A 20,302-nucleotide genomic window follows, 5' to 3' on the forward strand; every position below is an offset into this window, starting at 1 on the left:
TAAACTCGTGTTTTTTTATCTATTGTGATCTTTCAAGATTACATCGTGAGCGCCGCCTTCCACGATACTGGTAGATGAAACCAGCGTGATCTTGGCGTTTTTCTGCAATTCGGGGATAGTGGTTGCCCCACAACTGCACATGGTAGATTTAATCTTTCCGATGGTTACGTCCAGATTATCTTTCAATTTTCCCGCGTAGGGAACGTAGCTATCCACTCCTTCCTCGAATTTCAAGGATTCGCTGCCGCCCATGTCGTAACGTTGCCAGTTGTGCGCGCGGTTGGAACCTTCGCCCCAGTATTCTTTTACGTAGTTGTTTCCCACCATTAATTTTTTGGTGGGGGACTCGTCGAAACGGGCAAAGTAACGTCCCATCATCAAGAAGTCTGCACCCATGGCAAGAGCCAATACCATGTGGTAATCGTGTACCAAACCACCGTCACTGCAAATAGGCACGTAAATACCGGTATCTTCGAAATACTTGTCACGGGCTTTTGCCACGTCGATAACGGCAGTCGCTTGTCCGCGTCCGATACCTTTTTGCTCGCGGGTGATACAGATGGAACCGCCGCCGATACCTACTTTGATAAAGTCCGCTCCGGCTTCAACCAGATAACGGAATCCGGCTTGATCTACCACGTTTCCGGCTCCCACGAGTACTTTGCCGTTGTATTCTTCCTTAATCCATTGCAAAGTTTCTTTTTGCCACTCGGAGAATCCGTCGGACGAGTCGATACACAACACGTCTACTCCTGCTTCCACGAGAGCGGGAACCCGCTCTTTGTAATCCCGTGAATTGATACCCGCACCGACAAGTAATTTCTTGTCCGTCATGTTCAACAGTTCGTTCGGGTTATCCTTGTGGCTATCGTAGTCTTTGCGGAACACGAAGTAAGCCAGCTTCTGGTCTTTGTCTATGATGGGCAATGTATTCAGCTTGTGATCCCAGATGATTTGGTTCGCTTCGCTGAGAGTCATACCTACTTCTCCCACGGTTAGTTTGGAGAACGGGGTCATAAACTCTTTTACTTTCCGGTCTTTCGGGTCTTTCTCCCCGCGGTAATCCCGGCTGGTTACCAATCCCAGCAATTTGCCGTTCGGGGTACCGTCGTCAGTCACTCCCATGGTGGTGTGTCCCGTCCGTTTCACGAGAGCCAGCACGTCAGCCAAGGTGGCTTCCGGGGTGATGTTCGAGTCGCTGGTAACGAATCCGGCTTTGAATTTCTTTACCTTGCGAACCATTTCGGCTTGCGATTCGATGGGTTGCGAGCCGAAAATGAATGACAATCCGCCGTTACGGGCAAGCGCTATCGCCAGTCCCGAGTCGGAAACCGACTGCATAATCGCGGAAACAAAAGGAATATTCAGCTCGATAGCCGATTTTTCGCCTTTTTTATACTTCACCAAAGGTGTTTTCAATGAAACATTGGTAGGAATACACTGTTTCGTGGTTAAACCGGGAATAAGCAGATATTCTCCGAAAGTTCTTGATACATCGTCCAAATAGATTGCCATAGAGTTTATCTTTATACGAATTGATTAAAAATTGGGCAAAGATAGTAAAATCCGCCGAATAATCAGAGTGTGTAAGGTTATTTTTTATCGTGTCTTGATTTCACGGAAAATATACCGTATTCCTAGGGTAATAATACCTCACGTTACTTGCAAGTCGCTTCGCTCGCGCTTGTTGCGCCCTTGGGGAAGGGGGCTGTAACGGGGGAATATCCGTGCTGTGACTGGGATGAGGCAGTATCACTTTAGGATTACCGTGGGAACTCTGGAGATATTTAGTGATTTTGGAGAAATTCGTTTCACGGATTTGGTACTGTCGTGTCTATATTTGTGAATTTTTTGTACCTTTGATTCAAATTGATTATTTATAGTGTGGAATTATTGTGGATAAGTATTTTAATTCAAAAAAGTTATGTCGTGGAAAATTATTTTTATCGGGTTTATTTGGATTTATTCGACATTATGTGCTGTTGGGCAAGCAACTCCACTGGTACATGGGACATTGACAGATAAGAGGTTTTGGAAAGGCTGCTTGATTAAAATGATTGTCGCAGATACGGTTTACCAATCTATAAATGTCGATAGTACAGGTAGTTTTCGGTTTTGGTTTCCTGCACCTACCCGAGAGTATGAAGTGGAGGTTTATTGCGTGAATAATTGTATTCCTGATATTAAATATAAGATATACCGGAGTGGGAATGTGGATTCCATATGCGTGAATATTACGTTCGATGATATAGTATGTTCTTTGGAAGGGGAGAAGGGGCGCTGTGATACATTATATTATGTGGGTTGTCCGGCTTATCAAGACAGTTTTTTACGTTTGGTCGGGTTAAGGTATGGTTTACTTTATATTAATATCGGGTGCATGGGAAATGTTGAGGACGAAAGACGTATGAATCGAGAAGCCGTAGCAAGGATTAATAAACGTTTGGGGAGGGATTGGGATAAAATATATTGGCATGAAGTGACTGAACGGGATAAGTTCCAAAGAAATAGAGAATGAATTTTGTTATGATGTTTATCCGTTGGAATGTCGAGCCGGTGGCTTTTAAGGTGTTGGGGGTGCCGATTATGTACTACAGCCTGCTGTTTATCGCGGGGACAGTGTTGTCCGTGTGGATATTGAAGCGGGTGTACGAGAGGAACGGGATGCCGTGGGAACATTTGCAGGTGTTGGTGGTGTTGAGTTTGGTGGGTTTGTTTCTCGGGGCGAGGATAGGACATTGTTTGATTTACGAGTATGATTATTACTGGAAACATCCGTTGGAGATCTTTTTGCCTGTCAGGGAATTGCCGGGAGGAGGCTACGTGTTTTCGGGCTACGAGGGGATGGCGAGCCACGGGGGAGCGCTGGGGTGGATTGTGGCGTTGGTGATTTATTCCCGGGTAACGGGGGAGAAGATTATTCGAACGTTGGATGCGATTGCTTTGGTGTTGCCGTTGGCGGCTTGTTTTATACGGTTGGGAAATCTGGTCAACTCGGAGATTGTCGGGAGCGGGACGAGTGTGCCTTGGGCTTTTGTTTTCGAACGGGTGGATGGTGTACCCCGGCATCCGGCACAGTTGTACGAGGCGATGGTGTATTTGGCTATTTTCGGGGGAAACATGTTGCTTTACCGACGGGTGGGGTTGAGGCGTTACCCGGGGATGTTGTGGGGAGGGATGCTCGTGGTGGTATTCTGTGCCCGTTTCCTGTTGGAATTTTTGAAAGAGCGTCAAGTGTCTTTCGAGGAACAGATGTCACTGGATTTGGGACAGGTGTTGAGTATTCCTTTTATTTTTGCGGGGATGCTGTTTTTGTTATTCGCTTGGCGGGTAAGTCGTGGAAACGGTTAGTTATTCTTTTCCCGCTCTTGGGGCTATGGATTTGCTACCTCAAGAGGGCATTATGAATATAGCATGAACACATCATGAACGCAGATTTACGACTATGCTACGTTCATGATACGTTTATGCTACGTTCATGAGGGCAGGAAGGGGTAGGGAAAGGGTAGGGGTTAGTATGCCAATCGCACGTTGTCTACCCAGAATTTGTTACCGACGGAGCCGATGTACGCTTCCCCGTAGCTGGAGGAGATACGGAAAACGAGATGAGTCGGTTGGTCGTCAGCGTTCCCCCAGCCTACTTCCTCGATAGGTACGGATTTGCCTTTGCTGTTGATGCAATAGAGGGATTGCTCTTTGGGGATTAGTTGCATGAAAGGTTTGTATCCCGGTTGTCCGGTGGCGTCGCCGTACAGGATTTCCAGCCTGTGGTTGTTTACCCAGTCGGGGTTTGTTTCCGAAATACGTTCTACCACGGTGCCGACGCGTTTGGCGAACACGTTGCCGTTGGCATCTTCCCAGCGTTTTTGCAATATCACGTATATCTCGGCGGAGTCACGCCCGGGGACGTCCACTATTTTACTGAATCCCGTGGCTTTGATCCGGTGGTCGGTTTCCGGAATGTACATTTTATAATCGAGTACGACAGCTTTCGGGGTTTCCGTGAAAGGGATTCCGGCGTTCAGTTTGCTTTGCGGGTTTTTGGTATCCTTGATGGGTTCCAGCATTTCCCCGAGGTAAATAGTACCCGGCACGAGCACGGTGATATTCACGAGTCCCAGCACTTTGCAGTTTTCCATGAGTGTTTCGAGGCGCACGCATTGTCCGTCGCCTCTTTTCTCCGGGAACACGGAGATACTGCATTTCGTGACACCGCTGACTTTTGCCATCACGTTGGATGTACGCCAAGGGGATACGGGGGAACTGTTGTACGGAACGGCACCCCGAATGGTATCTACGGGGGCAACCTCGTAAAGGATTTTCGTGTTTCCGCCGATAACGAATGATTCGTCGATGATTCGGACCATCCAACTGTTGAAATCCCCGTAAGGAATCAGTTTCTCCGTGACCGGTGGGGCTGTTTGGGCTATACCGTTCATACTCGTTCCCAAGATGATACCCAGACATAAAGTCTTTATCGCTTTACTGTATACCAATTTCTTCATTTTATTTTGTTTTCTATTGTTCGAATATCTTTTACGGCGGATAAACCTTTAGGTTGTCATGCAAGAAGTATGCCGATATAATTGAAAATTGAAAATTGAGAATTGAAAATTAGCTTTGCGAGTTTGAAATTAAGAAGAACAAGCGAGAAGTATTCCGGCAAACATGTATACCGACCCATCGGGTTAAGACCAATTCAAGGGCAGGTAAAGAGTAGGTTAAGTGTAGCAAGGGTTGAGAGTTTGTCATGCCACTAATTAAAAATTATGGCAATTTTAAACTCGTGAAGCTAATTTTCAATTTTCAATTCTCCATTTTCAATTGTAAGTGTACCCCGTTTTTGTCGGTTGTTCGTTATGCTTTCGGGAGGTTGCAAGAGGGAGGAATACATGGATGATTTGTATAATGAATAAAAGAATGTTTGTATGAAAAATTGGTATGTAATGTTGTCCTGTTGTATGTGCTTGTGTGGAATGGTGCAAGGGCAGGAAACGGTATGGACGAAGAAGAATTTGCCTCATGATTGGCATTTGAGGTCTGTCGAGAAGGATGGAATACACGGGGCAGCTGTGTATGATGCTTACGATTATCTGAAAGGACGTGAGCCGAAGCGGCGGGTTGTGGTGGCAGTGATAGACGGTGGGGCGGATATCGCGCACGAGGATTTGCGGGGGAGTTTGTGGGTAAACGAGGGTGAAATTCCGGGTAACGGGATTGATGATGACGGGAACGGGTACGTGGATGACGTGCATGGATGGAATTTTCTGGGAACTCCTGATGGGGGTACGGTAAAGACGATATCGGCGGAAGCGGACCGGTATTATATGTATCTGAAAAAGCGTTTCGAGGGGGTGGACACGAATCGCTTGTCGAAGAAAGATAGGGCTCTTTATTGTTATTACGTGAATGAATTGCCCAAAATATCTGAATTGGCCGATGCTTATAACACTTATATAAACGTGAAGACTTATTCGGAACGTATGGACGGGTTCGATCGGCAGTTGAAGGAAATGTATCCCGGCGTGGAGTTGGGCAAGGAGCATTTTGTCGCCTTGGGCGAGAAGTTGGAGAATGCGGTGGATAAGAAAGCGTTTGAATATTATCTTGATCGTTGGAAATATTCTCCCAAGTATAACTGGGAGCAGATGTTGAATTTGCGGCACACGCTTTTGACGACTTTCGAGGGACGCTATAATAGTAAACTCCGGGCTTACGAGGCGGACGGGCGGAAGAGCGTGGGGGATGACCTGAATAATATCAAAGATCGTTTCTACGGCAATGCCGCGATGACGCCTCACGAGCATGGATCTCACGTGGCGGGAATCATCGGTGCGACACGGAATAACGGGGTGGGTATTGATGGGGTTGCCGACGTGCGGTTGATGAGCCTGCGCGTGTGTACGGACGGCGGCGACGAGTATGACAAGGATGTTGCCACGGCTATCCGGTACGCGGTGGAGAACGGGGCTAATATTATCAATATCAGCTTGGGACGTTCTGTTTCCATGCACAGGGAATGGCTGGACGCGGCTCTTCGGTTCGCGGAAAAGAAAGGGGTGTTGGTTGTGCACGCGGCAGGGAATAACGGTCGTTGCACGAATGATGCTTATGATTATCCGACAAGGTATTTGAGTAACGGGAAGACGGTGGCGAATTTGATTAACGTGGGTAACTCTTACGCGGACGGGATGCCCGTGAACAGTTCCAATTTCGGTAAGGATGAGGTCGATTTGTTCGCGCAGGGGGGAGCTGTTTATTCCACGATCGTGGGGAATCAGTACAAGGAGTTTACCGGAACAAGCATGGCGGCTCCCGTGGTGGCGGGGGTGGCAGCCCTGATTTGGAATTACTTCCCGGAATTGAGCGTGAAGGAGTTGAAACAGGTGTTGCTTGATGGGGTTACATCCCGGAGAGGGGTGGAGGTAACCCGTCCCGCGGGGATTAAGGCTCTGGGAAAAGACAAGGTGTATTTCGAGGATTTGTGTGCTTCCGGGGGAATATTGAACGCCCTCGGATCGGTGAAATTGGCAGAAAAATTGTGTAAAGAGAAAAAATAGAAGGATGAAGAAAAGAATTTTTATTTTAACGGGTGTGACGATAGTTATCGCTTTCGTTATCGCAATCTTGTATTTTGGAAAAGGTGAAAAAGGTGAGGTCGTTTGTGATACGACTACCTTGGTGGGAGTTTACGAGGGGGAAGCGACGTTAGATATACCGGAGAAGATCAGGTCTATGGCGAAAGATTCCAATGGCAATTCTTTGATTCCCGACGGTCCTATTCCTTGCAAGGTGGCGATCGGGACGGACGGGGAAGGAAAAGTCGGGCTCGAGTTGGTAGGGTTCAAAATGCCCGTGGAGGGAGTGGAGATGAAAGCGATACCGTGTAGCGTGACCCTGCTTGACGGGGCTTTTCGGCTCGCGGGGGATGGAAAAGTGGACTATGGCGGACAGAAGTTCTCCTATTCCCACAAGGGAAAAATGAAAGACGAGGAACTGGAGTTGAGTGCGACATTGACGATCATCCCTTTCGTGATAGAACCGAAAGTCATATTCAAAGGGAGAAGAATGATTCAGTGATTGTCGATTTCGATCTAAAATCGTAAATCATAAATCTAAAATCAATTCGTTCTCCACCAGATGCAGTAGATGGCGAAGCAGGCGATAGTGAGCAAGCCCGTGTAAATGATGACTGACGTGTGAGTCATATTACGCGGGCGTTTTACTAAAGCCCTGTTTTCTTGGTAATGCAGAACGGAGGCGATTCCGTTTACGCGGAGGCTGAAACGATAGATGCCGTAAGTGATGAAACCTGCCGCGAATCCTACCGTGGTGCCGAAAAGCAGGTCGCCGGGATAGTGTACTCCCACGTAGATGCGCGTGTAACAGGTGACGATAGCCCAAAGCATGAAGAAGGTGGTGACAGCCCTGTTTTTGAACAGTAGCATCGTGAAACACGCTAAAGCGAACGTGTTGGCGGCGTGACAAGAGGGGAATCCGAATTTTCCGCCCCGACGACCGTTGACGAGGTGTACTATGTCCGCGATCTCCGGGTTACGGGAAGGGCGGGGACGCTCGAATATCGGTCGCAATATGGAACTGCAAGTCTGGTCGGCGATCAAGATCAGTAGTGCGAACATGAGCGCGGTGAAAATAGCCATGCGCGGGTTGAAATTGCGGCATAACACGTACAGGATTGACGCGTACAGGGGTATCCATACCAGTTTTCCGGTGAATATATACATGAACGAGTCGAGATAGGGTGTGTGCAGGGCGTTGAGCGCCAAGAATATAGTTTGGTCTAGTGATTGCAGGGATTCTAACATGGCACGAAATATTTATATGATAGCTTACTTTGGCAAATATACTGAAAAATGCTACATTTGCCAGAAGAGAGTTTATAAAGTTTACACATGATATTGTTCCCGAACGCGAAGATTAATATAGGACTTTATGTCACAGAGAGAAGACCGGATGGTTTTCACAATATAGAAACCGTGTTTTACCCGATAGACTTGCGTGATATTCTTGAGATTCACGAGGTGAAGGGAAGCAAGGGAGTATGCTCGTTCACTTCGACGGGCATCCCGATTGACTGTGCCCCGGAGAAAAATCTGGTCACGCGGGCGTATTACCTGTTGGCGGAAGAACACGGGTTACCTTCTGTCGATGTACACCTGCATAAAGTTATTCCTTACGGTGCCGGTTTGGGAGGTGGGTCTGCCGATGCCGCTTTTACGCTGGTGGGGTTGAATAGATTGTTCTCTTTGGGGTTGAGCGAGGGACAATTGATGGCGTACGCGGAGCGGTTGGGAAGTGATTGCGCCTTTTTCGTGAGGAACCGACCGGTGTTTGCTTTCGGGAAGGGAGAGTTGATGGAAGCCGTGGATTTGTCGTTGGCTGCTTACTCGATGGTGCTAGTGAAACCGGACCGGGGAGTATCCACGCCGGAAGCCTACCGGGGGATTGTACCGCGTGCCGCTATGTTTGATTTGCGGGAGATCGGGAAGTTGCCCGTGAGAGAATGGAGCGAGATGATCCGGAATGATTTTGAAGGTTCGGTTATTCCTAAAGTCCCGGAGATCGGGGAAATAAAAGACCGTTTGAAGTCCTTGGGGGCTCTTTACGTTTCTATGACCGGGAGCGGATCGGCAGTGTACGCGCTGTTTGATAATCCCGTTGACATCGAAAAAGAGTTCCCGGGATGTTTCGTGTGGCAGGAGAAAAAGGGTTTATAAGGTTCATAAAGTTTGTAAAGTTTATAAAGTTGATTGCCTCCTGCGGGTGCTTTATCGACGGTAGCATAAGTTGTCGTTAAACATTGTCCGAAGGACACCCGCTACTTTATAAACCTTATAAACTTTACGAACTTTATAAACTAAAGGAACCTCGTTCCGTTTCTATTTCACGAAAGCGTAAATGAACGAAGATATTCCCGCGAACATGAAACTGAGTCCTGTCCAGATAATAATGTTGAATATCCCGAATACGGGGAAAAAAACGATCATGAACGAGAATATGAGGGTGATGATGCCCGCAGTGAGTATCCATCCCCATCCCCTGACTCTTAAGGAGGACATCTCTATGGACTCGGAGATGAAATCTATACTCTTGAACATGAGGATAAATCCAACGATGTAGGGGAGTATGTCTTCGGCTATCGCGGGATGGAGCAGTAAAACAAAACCGATCACGAGGTCGAGTAGCCCGATAAACAGGCCCCATCCCCAGTTGCGAGAGCTTCCGCCCACGAAGGCGTTCAGCACCTCGCTGATACCGAGTACGATGATCATAATACTAAAGTACATTGCCAGTCCGAAGTAAGACACGGCAGGGTGGCGAACGATACCTACCCCGAAAACGAACAGCACGATGCCCAAGATTAGGTATAACCATCTGAATCCTTTAGGTCCGGCTGTTGTAGTTGCAGTTCTTGTTGTCATATCTCTTAATTTTTAGTTTAGTTCATATCCTTTATATGTGAAAAGCTTCGGAAAAGTTGTTATATTGCCTTGAAAAATGCATAACTTTATGGACGGGGATACGTTTCACGATTTAAAACGAGGTTATGAAAAGAGGATTATTGATATTGATGTTGTTTTTGGTAAATTACACGATTATGGCACAGAAGAAAGAGTTGACGGCAGACGAGAAACAAGTGATACTTCACAAGGCGACGGAACGTCCGTTCACGGGTAAATATTATGATTTCAAGGCAAAGGGTACGTATGTTTGCAAACAATGCGGGGCTCCGCTGTATCGTTCGGAAGATAAATTCGATTCCCGTTGCGGTTGGCCGAGTTTTGACGACGAGATAAAGGGAGCGGTGAAACGGGTACCGGACGCGGACGGAAGACGTACGGAGATCGTGTGTGCCCGTTGTGGGGCTCATCTCGGGCACGTGTTCACGGGTGAGGGATTTACTTCCAAGAATACCCGGCATTGCGTGAACTCTATTTCAATGGAATTTGTACCTGCCGACGAGTTGAAGGTGGATACTGCTGTGTTTGCGGGCGGATGTTTCTGGGGAGTGGAGTATTACATGAAAAAAGCTCCCGGGGTGCTTGCCGTGGAGTCCGGTTACACGGGAGGTACCGTGGAAGATCCTTCATACGAGGAGGTATGCGAAGGGGGAACGGGACACGTGGAAGCTGTACGGGTGTTGTTCGATAAGTCGAAAACGGATTACGAGACGTTGGCAAAACTCTTTTTTGAGTTGCACGATCCGACGCAGTTGAACCGGCAAGGACCGGATTACGGGGAACAGTATCGTTCGGAGATATTTTATAACAGTCCGGAACAAAAGGCTATTGCCGAGAAGTTGATCCGACAATTGAAGGAGAAAGGATATGATGTAGTGACAAAACTCACTCCGGCATCTGTTTTCTGGGTTGCCGAGGATTATCATCAGAATTATTACGGGCGAAAAGGAACGCTGCCGTATTGCCATGGGTACACGAAAAGATTCGACTGATTTTAGATTTAATGATTTTCTTCCTGCAAGTACCACGTCCAGCCGTTGATGATGACGCTTATACTTAACCATGCGTTGGTGGAGCCGGAAAGGTAAAATACCACGTCATAGGCGTCTTTGCGATCCAAATATTCTTGGTCACCCCATTTGTTTTTATGTTCTTCGTGACGGAGCAGAAGGAAAAAATCGGTCAGGTCTACGTTGAATAGGGTAGCGCCTGTGGTTTTGTCTTTCACAGCAAAATTATTCAGGCGGTCGGTCATCAGCCGCATGGTGTTGAGTTCGATTACGCCCGTGGTGGCAGAGGACTGGTTTATATGATAAGGTTGATAACTCAGTACATCGTCGGGCTTCAGAGCATTGTCATGCCCCATGTATCCGTTCGATTCGGAGAGTTCGTACGTGTAGTCATTCACGTCGAAATTGCTCGTGCCCAGATTCTCGAACACGAAACGGATTGTATTCGTATTCTTGATCAGGTTGATGGTTGTCGAGGTGTTCTCTATCCCGGTAAAGTCCACGTCGGCTAATTCCCCGTACCAGAGGGGTTCAACTTGTTTGTTCACGACGAGTGATGCCTCGCGTTTCAACTTGAGTTCTATCTCGGTGAAGGTCGATACACCGGGTTCGAGGTTGGTTACCTCGTACGAGTCATGTACTCCCGCCCACGCTAGGAGTTTGTATTGTCCGATAGGGAGAAACAATTCCATGCGGTAGTCGCCGGTTGTCAAGGGAGTGCCTTCCTCGGATTGCATGAATAGAAACTTGCCCTCTTCGTCAAACACGTATAGGTCTACTTTATCGACCTGCGTGTGGAATGCGTCGGTGGAGAGCATGTTATAGTCGTACTTGAACCGAACAAGTAGGCGACATTCTTTAAGGTCTTCCCGAATACTGTCACAGGAATGGAATATTCCCGGGATGATTACCAGAATACCTAATGCTATTTGACGTAAGAGATTTTTGAATTTCATTTTTCTGTCTTTCTATTGTTATTAAAGGAAACGCACGTTTTGGGTGAATTAAGTATGGGACGAATCCCATACTTAATTTTACGCGTAGAACGCTTATAGGTTTTCTTCTTGAGTATACCACGTCCACGGGTTAACACCGATTTCGATAGCTAACCAATATTCAAACTCATCCTTCTTGTCTGGATCCGGCTCCGGAATGATCGGGTAACCCGGGTTGTTGAAGGAGTTAACTTTGATGTCGTACATAGAGTTACGAACCACGCCGAATTCTCCGAATTCATTGTTGGAACCGTCTGTGTCGTTATCATGTTTGATAGCGATCGGGTAGTAACTGATACCGGATTTGTAGTATTTTACAATCTCGTCCGTATCCACATCTGCACCGTTAGCAACAACACCTGCTTTTTGGTTTTCAAAATCTTGTACAATTTCTGCAACTGTTCTAACACCGGTTGCATCCGGGATAACTACTTCCTGTACGTTAGCAACTCCCTTGCCCACGAGATATTTCAGGTATTTGTTGAAAGCGGTAGTCACGTTTGTAACGTATCCTGCCGGGTTTTTGTCTTGGTACTTTTTGGTTAATTCGTCCTCGATCCATCCCAACATCACGGTGTAGGTATAGAAACCGCCATTGATGTCCAGCCAGTCATTGTTTCCTTCTTGCACATCGGTTGTTTGACCGTCAAATGTCTTATACTTGGGCAAGTAAGTTGCTTTCAGCAATACTTGGGTCGTGTAAGCATAGGTATTGTCCTCTTTGCGTTGGGTATTCTCCGCGCAGTACTGGGGTTTTCCACCTTGATTGGGATCTACCGCATCACACGGGGCGATCCAAGTAATAGCGTTATTATCCACGTCTGTTTGCGTGAAGAAACTGTATTGGGTGTTAAAGTCTGCTGACGGGTAAGGAATGTTCGTGTGATCGAAGTTCGGATCAATACGATAGGTACCTAAGCTGTATTCATCAAGCGTCGTGGGTGTGTCAAGGAAAGTTTTAACTCTCTCGGATACCGGATAGTACCATTTATTCGTGAGGTTTATAACCCAGCTTGCGTCTCTAACATCAAAAGCTTCCGCGGAGGTGTAGCTCACGAATACGCGTACTTTTGATACAACACGGTCTACGTTGATTTTCATGGCATTACCAGCCGTTTCTGCATCAGCTTTGTTCGTGAACAACGGTAAACCGGCAGCGGGAGAACCGTCATTTAATGAAGGTTCCAAACCACCCTTGGCGTTAGTCATCATAAATTTGTTGTCCGTGTAGATGTCCGTATGTACCGCGAGAGCAGCATTTACCGTGGCAAAAGGTTGTCCTTTGGTGAAATTCGGGAAATTGCTGGGCGGGTTCACGATAACCAATATCGATTTTGATTTGTCCGAAACCAAGAAAGCATCACTGATATTAGTAGGTTTGAGCGTGATTTTCTTTACATCTGTTACCACGCTTGTCGCATCATATCCATTAAAGAAAATAGCTAAAACTTCTTGAGCTTCCGTTTCCTCGGGACTCGTGGAAGGATAGGTGTCACCCGGCATGGGGTTGGTTATCGCACGTCCCAGATTGCTGGAACTGCTTATTCTAAGTGTAGTCCATGCTTCTCCCTCGGGGGCGATGTCGTCGCCTTCGGGTCCGCTTTTGTCGTCGCTACATGCTGTAAATGCAGTGAAAGCTAACGCTGCAAATACCAAAGTAAAAAATTTGTTCATTCTTTTCATTTTACAAATTGATTTAAGATGTGATTAATAATTGATTATTTATTCCTTTTTTCTATTTCAATAGCATTGGCTTTTTTTCTTGCCAACTCTTCCAAATTCTGCTTGGCAACTTCCAGCCCGTTGGCGGCAGCTGTTTGCAGATAGGTTTCCGCTCTTTCGTAATTTCCTTGCAATAGGGCGAGTACGCCCATGGCGTTGTTATATTCTGCCGGATAATTCTCCGGGGTTATTCTATTCAAGTAGCGCTCTGCCAATACCATATCATTACGCGTGAGCGCGGAGATAGCGGCATTCAAGTTGGCAATCTCGTCTTTCGGGAAGAGTCTGACGGCTGTTTCGAACACATCGACAAATTCTTGTGAGCCGTACTGGTAGGTATTTGCCACCAAGAACATCTCGTTCAAGCTCAAGTCTTGCGGTCTTGTCAGTATAACTACTTTCGCTTCTTCCACATCGAAGTTCTTCACGTTGTAGTCTACCTTGCAGATAGCTACACGCAGACTCGGGTAGATAGTGCGCAACATGTGACGGTAGGGGACACCTCCTGCCAGTTTTTTCAGCTTGTCTTTTCTCTCTGCCGAGGATGGCGTGTACTCGATAATGTCGAGTATCTGGTTCCTGTATTCCATGTGTCCTGCTTCAACAGCCTTTACAAGACCTGCCCAGTTTTCTCCCCCGAAAGAGATATGGTATATGTTACGCGGGAAGTCGTACTGTGTGGCGAGGTAATTTGCCAAAGCCTTGGAACGTCCTTCCGACAAGCGTTGATTTCCTGCCAGTGTTCCTTCCGGCGAAGCGAATCCCGTGATGTCCAGACGATTTATCGTGATATTCGGATCGTCTTTTATGTCATTGATCATGTTACGTATCTTTGTCAATTCTTGGGGATTGTTCATATAGTACGGGCGGATCACGGTTTGATTGACCTCGAAATCGAGGAAACATTCGGCGTGAATCTCCCGACGTTTGATCTCTTCTCTCGGCGGTTGGATGTACACGAGATAAGGGGTAACGATATACTCTTCAACAGGCGGTGTCGGATCGAGAAGACGTTCCACTCGCATCAATTCCGTGTCACCGCACCCGCATTCGTCGTATTGCATATCGAGGGCGGCGTATGCCATCCATGATTCGTAGGGCAAGGTGTAACGGTAGTTCAGAGTCCCGTTTTTCTTCTTGCTAACTTTCTCGATCACGTATGCTTTGTCCGTGTCTACCCGCGGGTTGTAACCGATAAGAGCCAGTTTCCGTTCGTGCGACAGGTATTCGTCCCGTCCCTTGAAGGATACTTTCGGTAGATTGTACGTCCGTTCCGGGGTAACCAGTTGCGGGATCAAGTCCATTCCATGTGCCGACTTGACTTTCAAGTCGTCGAAAATGAAATCTATATCCACGTGAAGTAAGTTGCCCGCTTGTTCCATCCGTACGGCTTTCACGAGGACATTTCCTGTATAAGAACGGGTTTGTGCCGCGGAATGGGACATACCCACTTGGAATATCACAAGTATTGCCGTTATGTATTTTATTATCCTGTTCATCACTTTCCTTATTTTATGAGATACACCAATGAGATTCCTACTTTCGTGGGACCGAAATAGTTCTTGTGCCCGCTTTTCACTTTTAGTCCGCAATCCGCGCAAGGGTATTTGTCATATTTGATATGAGCGTACCCGACCCCGACGGTAGCCTCTATACTCCAACGTTTCTTTAGTATCCACGAGCGCCCGAAGCTGAATCCCGCACCATACAGTTCACCCTGATAGCGGTGGTTTTGCATGTTCTTGCTGATAAACGACCAATTAGGCCAGCCGCCCACGTTGAAATCGGCGTAATGCGCATGTACCCCGACGAACATACGGGTGAAACGTTCGCAGAACCAATAACGCACTTCCGGTTGCACGCCGAAGTGTGCCAGTCGTCTGCCGTTGGCCGGTTTCCACGGGTTGTAATTGAAGGGTACATCCAATGTCCACTTGCGTGCCAAGCCGACTTCCACTCCCAGGTTGATTGTCGTGGTGGCATCGTACAATAAGTTACTTTTCACGGCAACTTTTTGCGCGTTCGCCTCGGGTAGTATCCACCCGACCATGAACAATGCTGCTATCAGTACCTTTTTTAATATCGTCATCTTTTCTTTATTTAATTACACGTTGATTACTTCTTGTTGCGTTATATATATCTTGATGCGCACGATGTGACTTGCCGACGTTCCGGGATTCTGTATGGTCGTCAGATAGACTGTGCCGTATCTTTTCCCTGAACTATTTCTTGTCACGTATATTTTTATGACTCCGTCTTCCACGATAATCTGGTCTGTCACGTCCCGTGCACCGGAGGAGGAATGCAATTGAATCCAGTTCTTGGCATCATCTTCTTCCACGTAACCGGATAGGCAGTAGAATTCGGGGAAAGTCAGCGTGTTCTCGAGCCGGGATAATCTATCCCGACGTTCGATATTTATTGTCTTATCCAGATTTCCCAGTTCCAGCTTGACGGTACCCGTGCTGAATGCGGCATCGAGTCTTAGCTTAATCTCCGTCTTTTCCGGGCTAGTATTCGTGACGATGGGGAGTTCATTTGTACCCGGGTTCGTCAATGTCAATCCGGGAGAAACCGTGATCGTTCTTTTATCGGGGAACGGGCGTATACAGTCTGTCGATAACGTGAAAGCGTGAAATTCTCTGGTTGTACCGACATCGCCGTACACGATGTAATGTGAGTTACTGACTCCCATGTAATAATCGTTGTTCGAACTTATTTCATAGGAAGATTCGTCGCGTACGGTGATCGTGTAATCCAAGTTTGTATTTGATGCCAAAGATTCTTTCGCGTCAGCTACCGAATAGTAACCGATACCTCTGACGTGAGTGATATTGAATATGTATCGTTGGTTTCTTTTTATGTCCATGCGTGTTCCTTCTCCATCGACAATGGCCAATTTGTAGAAACATTCTTCTCCGTCGTAAGTAGCACGTATAATCAAGTATATGTCACTTTGATCTTTTGCCTCGTAAAGATAAACGGGACTTGCCGTCGTGTTCTTTTCTGTTCCTTCCAGAACGGCTTGAACGATGTCTGCCGAATACGAAGCATCGTGCTTGTATTCTGTTTGATCGGCGGGGATATTCTCCAGTGTGCCGGTGAAATTATGTAATAGTCCTTGTTTTGAGGTGTTTGCAACCATTGTTATACCTTTGAAATCAAAACGGGAGTTGGCTGTTTTGTCTATTATTTCCACTCTTGCAACGGCACGGGTAAGTTCAATCTGTTGAGTGGAACTTCCTATTTTCGTGCTCTCGTTTATCCCGTCCGATAAGTATTCCACATGGCTCATCGGGAGCGGTATGCTGTTTGTCGCGTTCACGAACGGTATCGTGGTTTGCGGGTTATTCAACGGTTGGGTGCGCAGCATCCGGCATGCCTCGCTCAATGATTTATCCTGCAAGGCAGTTCCCAATGTACCCACGGAATAAGTATAACTTTGTGTGGCACTCGTGTAGAAATAGTCTTGCGGGTTAGCCAGAATCAATAACCAACACGGTTCCGATTGTTTCGTGAGGACGGCGTATCTCTTGTTGATTCCGCTGACTTCTATAACCTGAACGGCTTCCGCGAATTTGGCATCATTCCCTTTGAATACAAGTATCCATGGTTTCGTGTCCACGTAATATTCATTGGCCATGGAACGCGCGTTCGGGATATTGTACGGGTCAATTCTGGTAAACAATTCGAGTTGTACCTTGTCGTCGGACACAACAGGCTCCTCTTCCGGAGCTGTCGTCTCGTCGATACACGAGGAGAAGAATACCAGCGCCATTATCGCGGTTAAGAGAAACTGTATGTTATATTTTTGCCAACTCATCATATGCTTTATTTTAATTTATCGTACTGAAATGTATTCTGTTACGAAACATCTAACCGAAAGACCGTAAGTGTTTGCGCTCAAACCCATGAAAGCCACGGATTTGTCCCAAAGCGGACCACTGACGAATAATATTGAGCTACCATGCTCGACTACGCCGGCTATCGGGGCCATAGCTGTTGTCCAATAATATCCGGCCCCTCCCGTGTACATTAATTTACCCGATTCTTCTATTATGTCGTACTCGTACCCTGCGTCTCTACGTCCCGCACCGGGAAAAAACACGGAAGCGTAATTATTCGGGTTGTAGAATAGAGTACCCGCGTACGCCGCGTTGGCGTTTGTGTTGGAAACTGCTAAGCTACCCCATAGTTCGGTTCTGTGACGATCATAGAATCCATCGGCTACCTTGCCCCATACTGCGTTTAGTTTCCCGGACTGAGAATAGTTCACGACACCGGAAGACGGGTTCTGGAACAAGCTTTGGCGTATTTCTGACCATGCAAGAGCTGCTTGTGTATCCATTTCGCCCGAACGACTGGTTTCCGACCAGTCTATAGGACGGTGATACCCCGGGGGACAGACTTCATTATCAGCACGATTTGTCCCGGTTCCCCAGTAAATTGTACCGTAGTTTTCTTCTTCCCAATCATTTATAACACCGTTGTCTTTATCTATCCAATCGGATATGATATCTTTGAACGGGGTATAAGCTCTTCGTTGGTAAGCCGTGTATGCCGCATCCTTGTACGAGGGAATCATTCCGAGGAAATGGGTTCCTGCTTGCGAAGGATAGTTTGTAAAGTAGTTCGCGTAACCGGGGCCTCCCGTGTATTGTGACGGGGTTAATTTCACGTATTCCGTTGTTGTCCACGGGTTTGTTTTAAATTCCGGTGCGGTTAAATTGTAAACCGGGACTTTTCGGGCTTTACTCCGTGGTGCGCCTTGCATGGGACCGTCCAAAATGGCATCGCCGGGACGCATCAGATAATCGTCCGTTTCACCTTGACGCACGTAAATCGTGTAAGTGGCGACGGCTTGTATACTGTAGTCGTATACGGTGACTTCGATAGCTCCATATTTGTTCGTGCTTCCTGTCGCGTATTGGTTTTTCATTCCCACGCGGAAATAAGTTCTCCCGTATCCCGTGATTTCGGTTTTCCCGTCGGTTACCGGGTATCTTTCCGGATTGTCGGGTGTATCGGTTCCTAAATTCGGGTCAAAACTCGGTGTCGGGCTGATAACAAAGAAATCATCTCCTGAAATAATCTTTGCTTTCCATTGTAATTGATAATCGAACCAACCATGGTCTGTTGTTTCAACTCCATTGGGATCGAATTCCCTGACATCATTCCACTCCGTGCCATTCCACGTGGTAAAATTACGGAAATTGGAAATTACTCGTTCCCCGCGTTCGCTGTGCTTGTGGAATGTACTCACGTAATCGGTTCTACTCACCATTTCGTTGTAGTAACCATGATCGAAAAGCATATTCGTGTTGATCGTGATCTCACGTTGCAGGTTTCCGTTATCATTTTTTTCCAATCCGGCACATAATACGAGTTTGTGTTGATTGATTTGTCCCACGGTAAATCCGCTTTGACTACCTTGGATGATAATATCCATGTATCCTTCTCCGATACCTGTGGTCGGATCGTAATTGTAAGTAAAACGAGTGGGATTTTCGTTGTTCCACCACCCCCCGACTAATTCATTGAATAAAGCTGCCGTGAGTTGCGGTTGATTATGCTGATCGTAACAGTTTTCGGCAACCCACACGTGAGGCATATTCGACGAGAACGAAATTCGTACTCCGTTCAGCGGCGTTATTGTTGCCTCTATTTGGGACACGTTTAACATGCGTTCGCCATCAATGATCCAGTTATTCCAGTGCGGATTCCATTCGGATGCTTTGATGTTGACTTCCAACGGCATCTTAATCGTGGCGATCACGTCCAATTTCGTGTTTGCCGGGAGCGTGTAATTATTATTTTCGATTCTCAGATTGGCATCCGGGTTATATTTATCTTCCAAGTTTACTGTCATTTTCATCGCGTTACTCTGGGCGGATGTAGGAGTAAAGTAATTAGAGGGTACAATAATCCTAGTCACTTTCTTTTGCCACACGATATCGGTTTCCGAAGGTGTTTCGTCCGAGAAATGACTTCCGTCATCTATCGGGGTAAGCGTGCGAGTCTCGTTACGATTGATTTGTGCAACATTGTAGTTCGCGGAGAGGGGTACACGGTCGGGGATATTACTGAAAGTAAGCCCCGCAAATGCCTGACTCAGGTTTTCCTTTGCCTTTAAAATAATGTCAAGACGGACTCCAAGCCTGTTTAATGTTAATTTTAAAAGAGAGGTTTCACTTCCACCGTCAACCTTGATTTTACCACCGCTCAGGATTTCCACGTTATCTACTCTTTGTATCATGGGAATGATTTCCTTGGCTGTAAAAGCCGAGGCAGGAAAAGAAATCGTGTCAAAGTCATTTCGCGATGTCACACCATCCAACGCGTTAACGACAGAAACATTATGGGGTTCATTGGCTATGAACATTAAATTATATATCCCCGTTTCAATCGGATGTTTAACCGTTGTACTAACACCTATATTATATAGTCTGTTACTTTTAATGTCACCTTGTGCGTCAAATGCCATGACACGAAGTGTATTCACGATGTAATCTTCCGAATCACCATCATGCACACCGTTGTGTGCCCGGCTGATGATTCCATCAATAGATATGTATGCTTCTTCGTTGACCGGTGTTTGTATCTCGTCGATACAAGCCACACAAATGGCCAAGAGCAGTATAAGCATACCTCTGAATCTATTCTTTTTAATCTTCTTAAAAATTCCCTCCATATCGTAACATCAATCCTACCCGAATTTGTTGAATCATTAATACATATTGCGGACTTCAACTATTTTACTTCCGGCTTCGGGTGATTTCCGGAAAGACCTTTAACCCTAAATGGTTTGTCAAAAATACGCTATGAGTATTAAATTGTATTTATCAATTTCTCCCTTTTTGTTTGCAATTTCAGCCTGCAATTTCACACCAACCCTTATACAAGTGGGTGTTGAGCCTATTTTCATGGTATAAAATACCGTGAATCAAGTCATCGAACTAAACTTGTTTCTGTATGCTATCTGCTTGAATAACTTATTAATATAGGTGATCCTCTTGGAATTATCCTGCCTTCTTTCTGTTGCTAGAAGTCTTGTTAAATGTCCCCGTGAATTTTTGCAAATTATTTGGGACAC

Annotated in this window: 16 protein-coding genes; 6 read left to right on the forward strand and 10 right to left on the reverse strand. The window is 46.5% G+C overall.

Annotated elements, in window-relative coordinates; translation table 11 throughout:
- Positions 1 to 15 precede the first annotated feature (15 nt).
- Positions 16 to 1,515 (reverse strand): IMP dehydrogenase, encoded by a 1,500-nt coding sequence (locus L0M98_RS08280; RefSeq protein WP_186976581.1) that lies wholly within the window; start codon positions 1,513 to 1,515, stop codon positions 16 to 18.
- 409 nt (positions 1,516 to 1,924) lie between these two features.
- Between L0M98_RS08280 and L0M98_RS08285 the strand changes: the two genes are divergently transcribed.
- Positions 1,925 to 2,518 (forward strand): hypothetical protein, encoded by a 594-nt coding sequence (locus tag L0M98_RS08285; protein ID WP_227215529.1) that lies wholly within the window; start codon positions 1,925 to 1,927, stop codon positions 2,516 to 2,518.
- Positions 2,515 to 3,351, forward strand: coding sequence for a prolipoprotein diacylglyceryl transferase (gene lgt, locus L0M98_RS08290; RefSeq protein ID WP_227215530.1), 837 nt, complete (start codon positions 2,515 to 2,517; stop codon positions 3,349 to 3,351). Before L0M98_RS08285 ends, lgt begins: the two co-directional genes overlap by 4 nt.
- Before the next feature lie 161 nt (positions 3,352 to 3,512).
- Here the strand turns inward: lgt and L0M98_RS08295 are convergent, their stop codons facing one another.
- Positions 3,513 to 4,505, reverse strand: a complete 993-nt coding sequence (locus L0M98_RS08295) for a PCMD domain-containing protein (protein WP_227215531.1) — start codon at positions 4,503 to 4,505, stop codon at positions 3,513 to 3,515.
- A gap of 423 nt (positions 4,506 to 4,928) precedes the next feature.
- Here L0M98_RS08295 and L0M98_RS08300 point away from each other — a divergent pair, with 423 nt between their 5' ends.
- Both L0M98_RS08300 and L0M98_RS08305 read left to right on the forward strand, forming a co-directional pair.
- Complete coding sequence (locus L0M98_RS08300; protein ID WP_227215532.1) at positions 4,929 to 6,560, forward strand: S8 family serine peptidase; 1,632 nt, start codon at positions 4,929 to 4,931, stop codon at positions 6,558 to 6,560.
- Positions 6,561 to 6,564: 4 nt separating this feature from the next.
- A complete protein-coding gene (locus L0M98_RS08305; protein WP_227215533.1) occupies positions 6,565 to 7,080 on the forward strand; it encodes a hypothetical protein in 516 nt (171 codons plus the stop codon).
- A gap of 41 nt (positions 7,081 to 7,121) precedes the next feature.
- Here the strand turns inward: L0M98_RS08305 and L0M98_RS08310 are convergent, their stop codons facing one another.
- Positions 7,122 to 7,826, reverse strand: a complete 705-nt coding sequence (locus tag L0M98_RS08310; RefSeq protein ID WP_227215534.1) for a phosphatase PAP2 family protein — start codon at positions 7,824 to 7,826, stop codon at positions 7,122 to 7,124.
- A gap of 87 nt (positions 7,827 to 7,913) precedes the next feature.
- Here L0M98_RS08310 and ispE point away from each other — a divergent pair, with 87 nt between their 5' ends.
- Complete coding sequence (ispE, locus tag L0M98_RS08315; protein ID WP_227215535.1) at positions 7,914 to 8,738, forward strand: 4-(cytidine 5'-diphospho)-2-C-methyl-D-erythritol kinase; 825 nt, start codon at positions 7,914 to 7,916, stop codon at positions 8,736 to 8,738.
- Positions 8,739 to 8,900: 162 nt separating this feature from the next.
- On the opposite strand, the gene L0M98_RS08320 is transcribed toward ispE, so the two are convergent.
- Positions 8,901 to 9,443, reverse strand: a complete 543-nt coding sequence (locus L0M98_RS08320) for an HdeD family acid-resistance protein (RefSeq protein ID WP_099293195.1) — start codon at positions 9,441 to 9,443, stop codon at positions 8,901 to 8,903.
- A 149-nt stretch (positions 9,444 to 9,592) separates the two neighbouring features.
- Here L0M98_RS08320 and L0M98_RS08325 point away from each other — a divergent pair, with 149 nt between their 5' ends.
- On the forward strand, positions 9,593 to 10,474 hold the full coding sequence (locus L0M98_RS08325) for a bifunctional methionine sulfoxide reductase B/A protein (RefSeq protein WP_369859068.1): 882 nt from the start codon (positions 9,593 to 9,595) through the stop codon (positions 10,472 to 10,474).
- 8 nt (positions 10,475 to 10,482) lie between these two features.
- Here the strand turns inward: L0M98_RS08325 and L0M98_RS08330 are convergent, their stop codons facing one another.
- The 6 genes from L0M98_RS08330 to L0M98_RS08355 all read right to left on the reverse strand — a co-directional run bounded on the left by L0M98_RS08330 (position 10,483) and on the right by L0M98_RS08355 (position 19,855).
- The gene (locus tag L0M98_RS08330; protein ID WP_227215537.1) at positions 10,483 to 11,448 is read right to left on the reverse strand and encodes a FimB/Mfa2 family fimbrial subunit; all 966 of its coding nucleotides are present in this window, start codon (positions 11,446 to 11,448) and stop codon (positions 10,483 to 10,485) included.
- 93 nt (positions 11,449 to 11,541) lie between these two features.
- Positions 11,542 to 13,161, reverse strand: a complete 1,620-nt coding sequence (locus L0M98_RS08335) for an Mfa1 family fimbria major subunit (RefSeq protein ID WP_227215538.1) — start codon at positions 13,159 to 13,161, stop codon at positions 11,542 to 11,544.
- A 44-nt stretch (positions 13,162 to 13,205) separates the two neighbouring features.
- Positions 13,206 to 14,711 (reverse strand): DUF3868 domain-containing protein, encoded by a 1,506-nt coding sequence (locus L0M98_RS08340; protein ID WP_370645628.1) that lies wholly within the window; start codon positions 14,709 to 14,711, stop codon positions 13,206 to 13,208.
- 5 nt (positions 14,712 to 14,716) lie between these two features.
- Entirely contained in the window at positions 14,717 to 15,298 is a 582-nt protein-coding gene (locus L0M98_RS08345; RefSeq protein WP_186976603.1) for a DUF3575 domain-containing protein, read from the reverse strand.
- A gap of 15 nt (positions 15,299 to 15,313) precedes the next feature.
- Positions 15,314 to 17,035 (reverse strand): DUF4906 domain-containing protein, encoded by a 1,722-nt coding sequence (locus L0M98_RS08350; protein WP_227215540.1) that lies wholly within the window; start codon positions 17,033 to 17,035, stop codon positions 15,314 to 15,316.
- A 15-nt stretch (positions 17,036 to 17,050) separates the two neighbouring features.
- Positions 17,051 to 19,855 carry a hypothetical protein gene (locus L0M98_RS08355; protein WP_227215541.1) on the reverse strand — a complete coding sequence of 935 codons (2,805 nt, stop codon included), beginning with the start codon at positions 19,853 to 19,855 and terminating at the stop codon, positions 17,051 to 17,053.
- Positions 19,856 to 20,302 lie beyond the last annotated feature (447 nt).

Origin of the sequence: Butyricimonas sp. DFI.6.44 (assembly GCF_022132345.1) — a bacterium.
GTDB lineage: Bacteria > Bacteroidota > Bacteroidia > Bacteroidales > Marinifilaceae > Butyricimonas > Butyricimonas muris.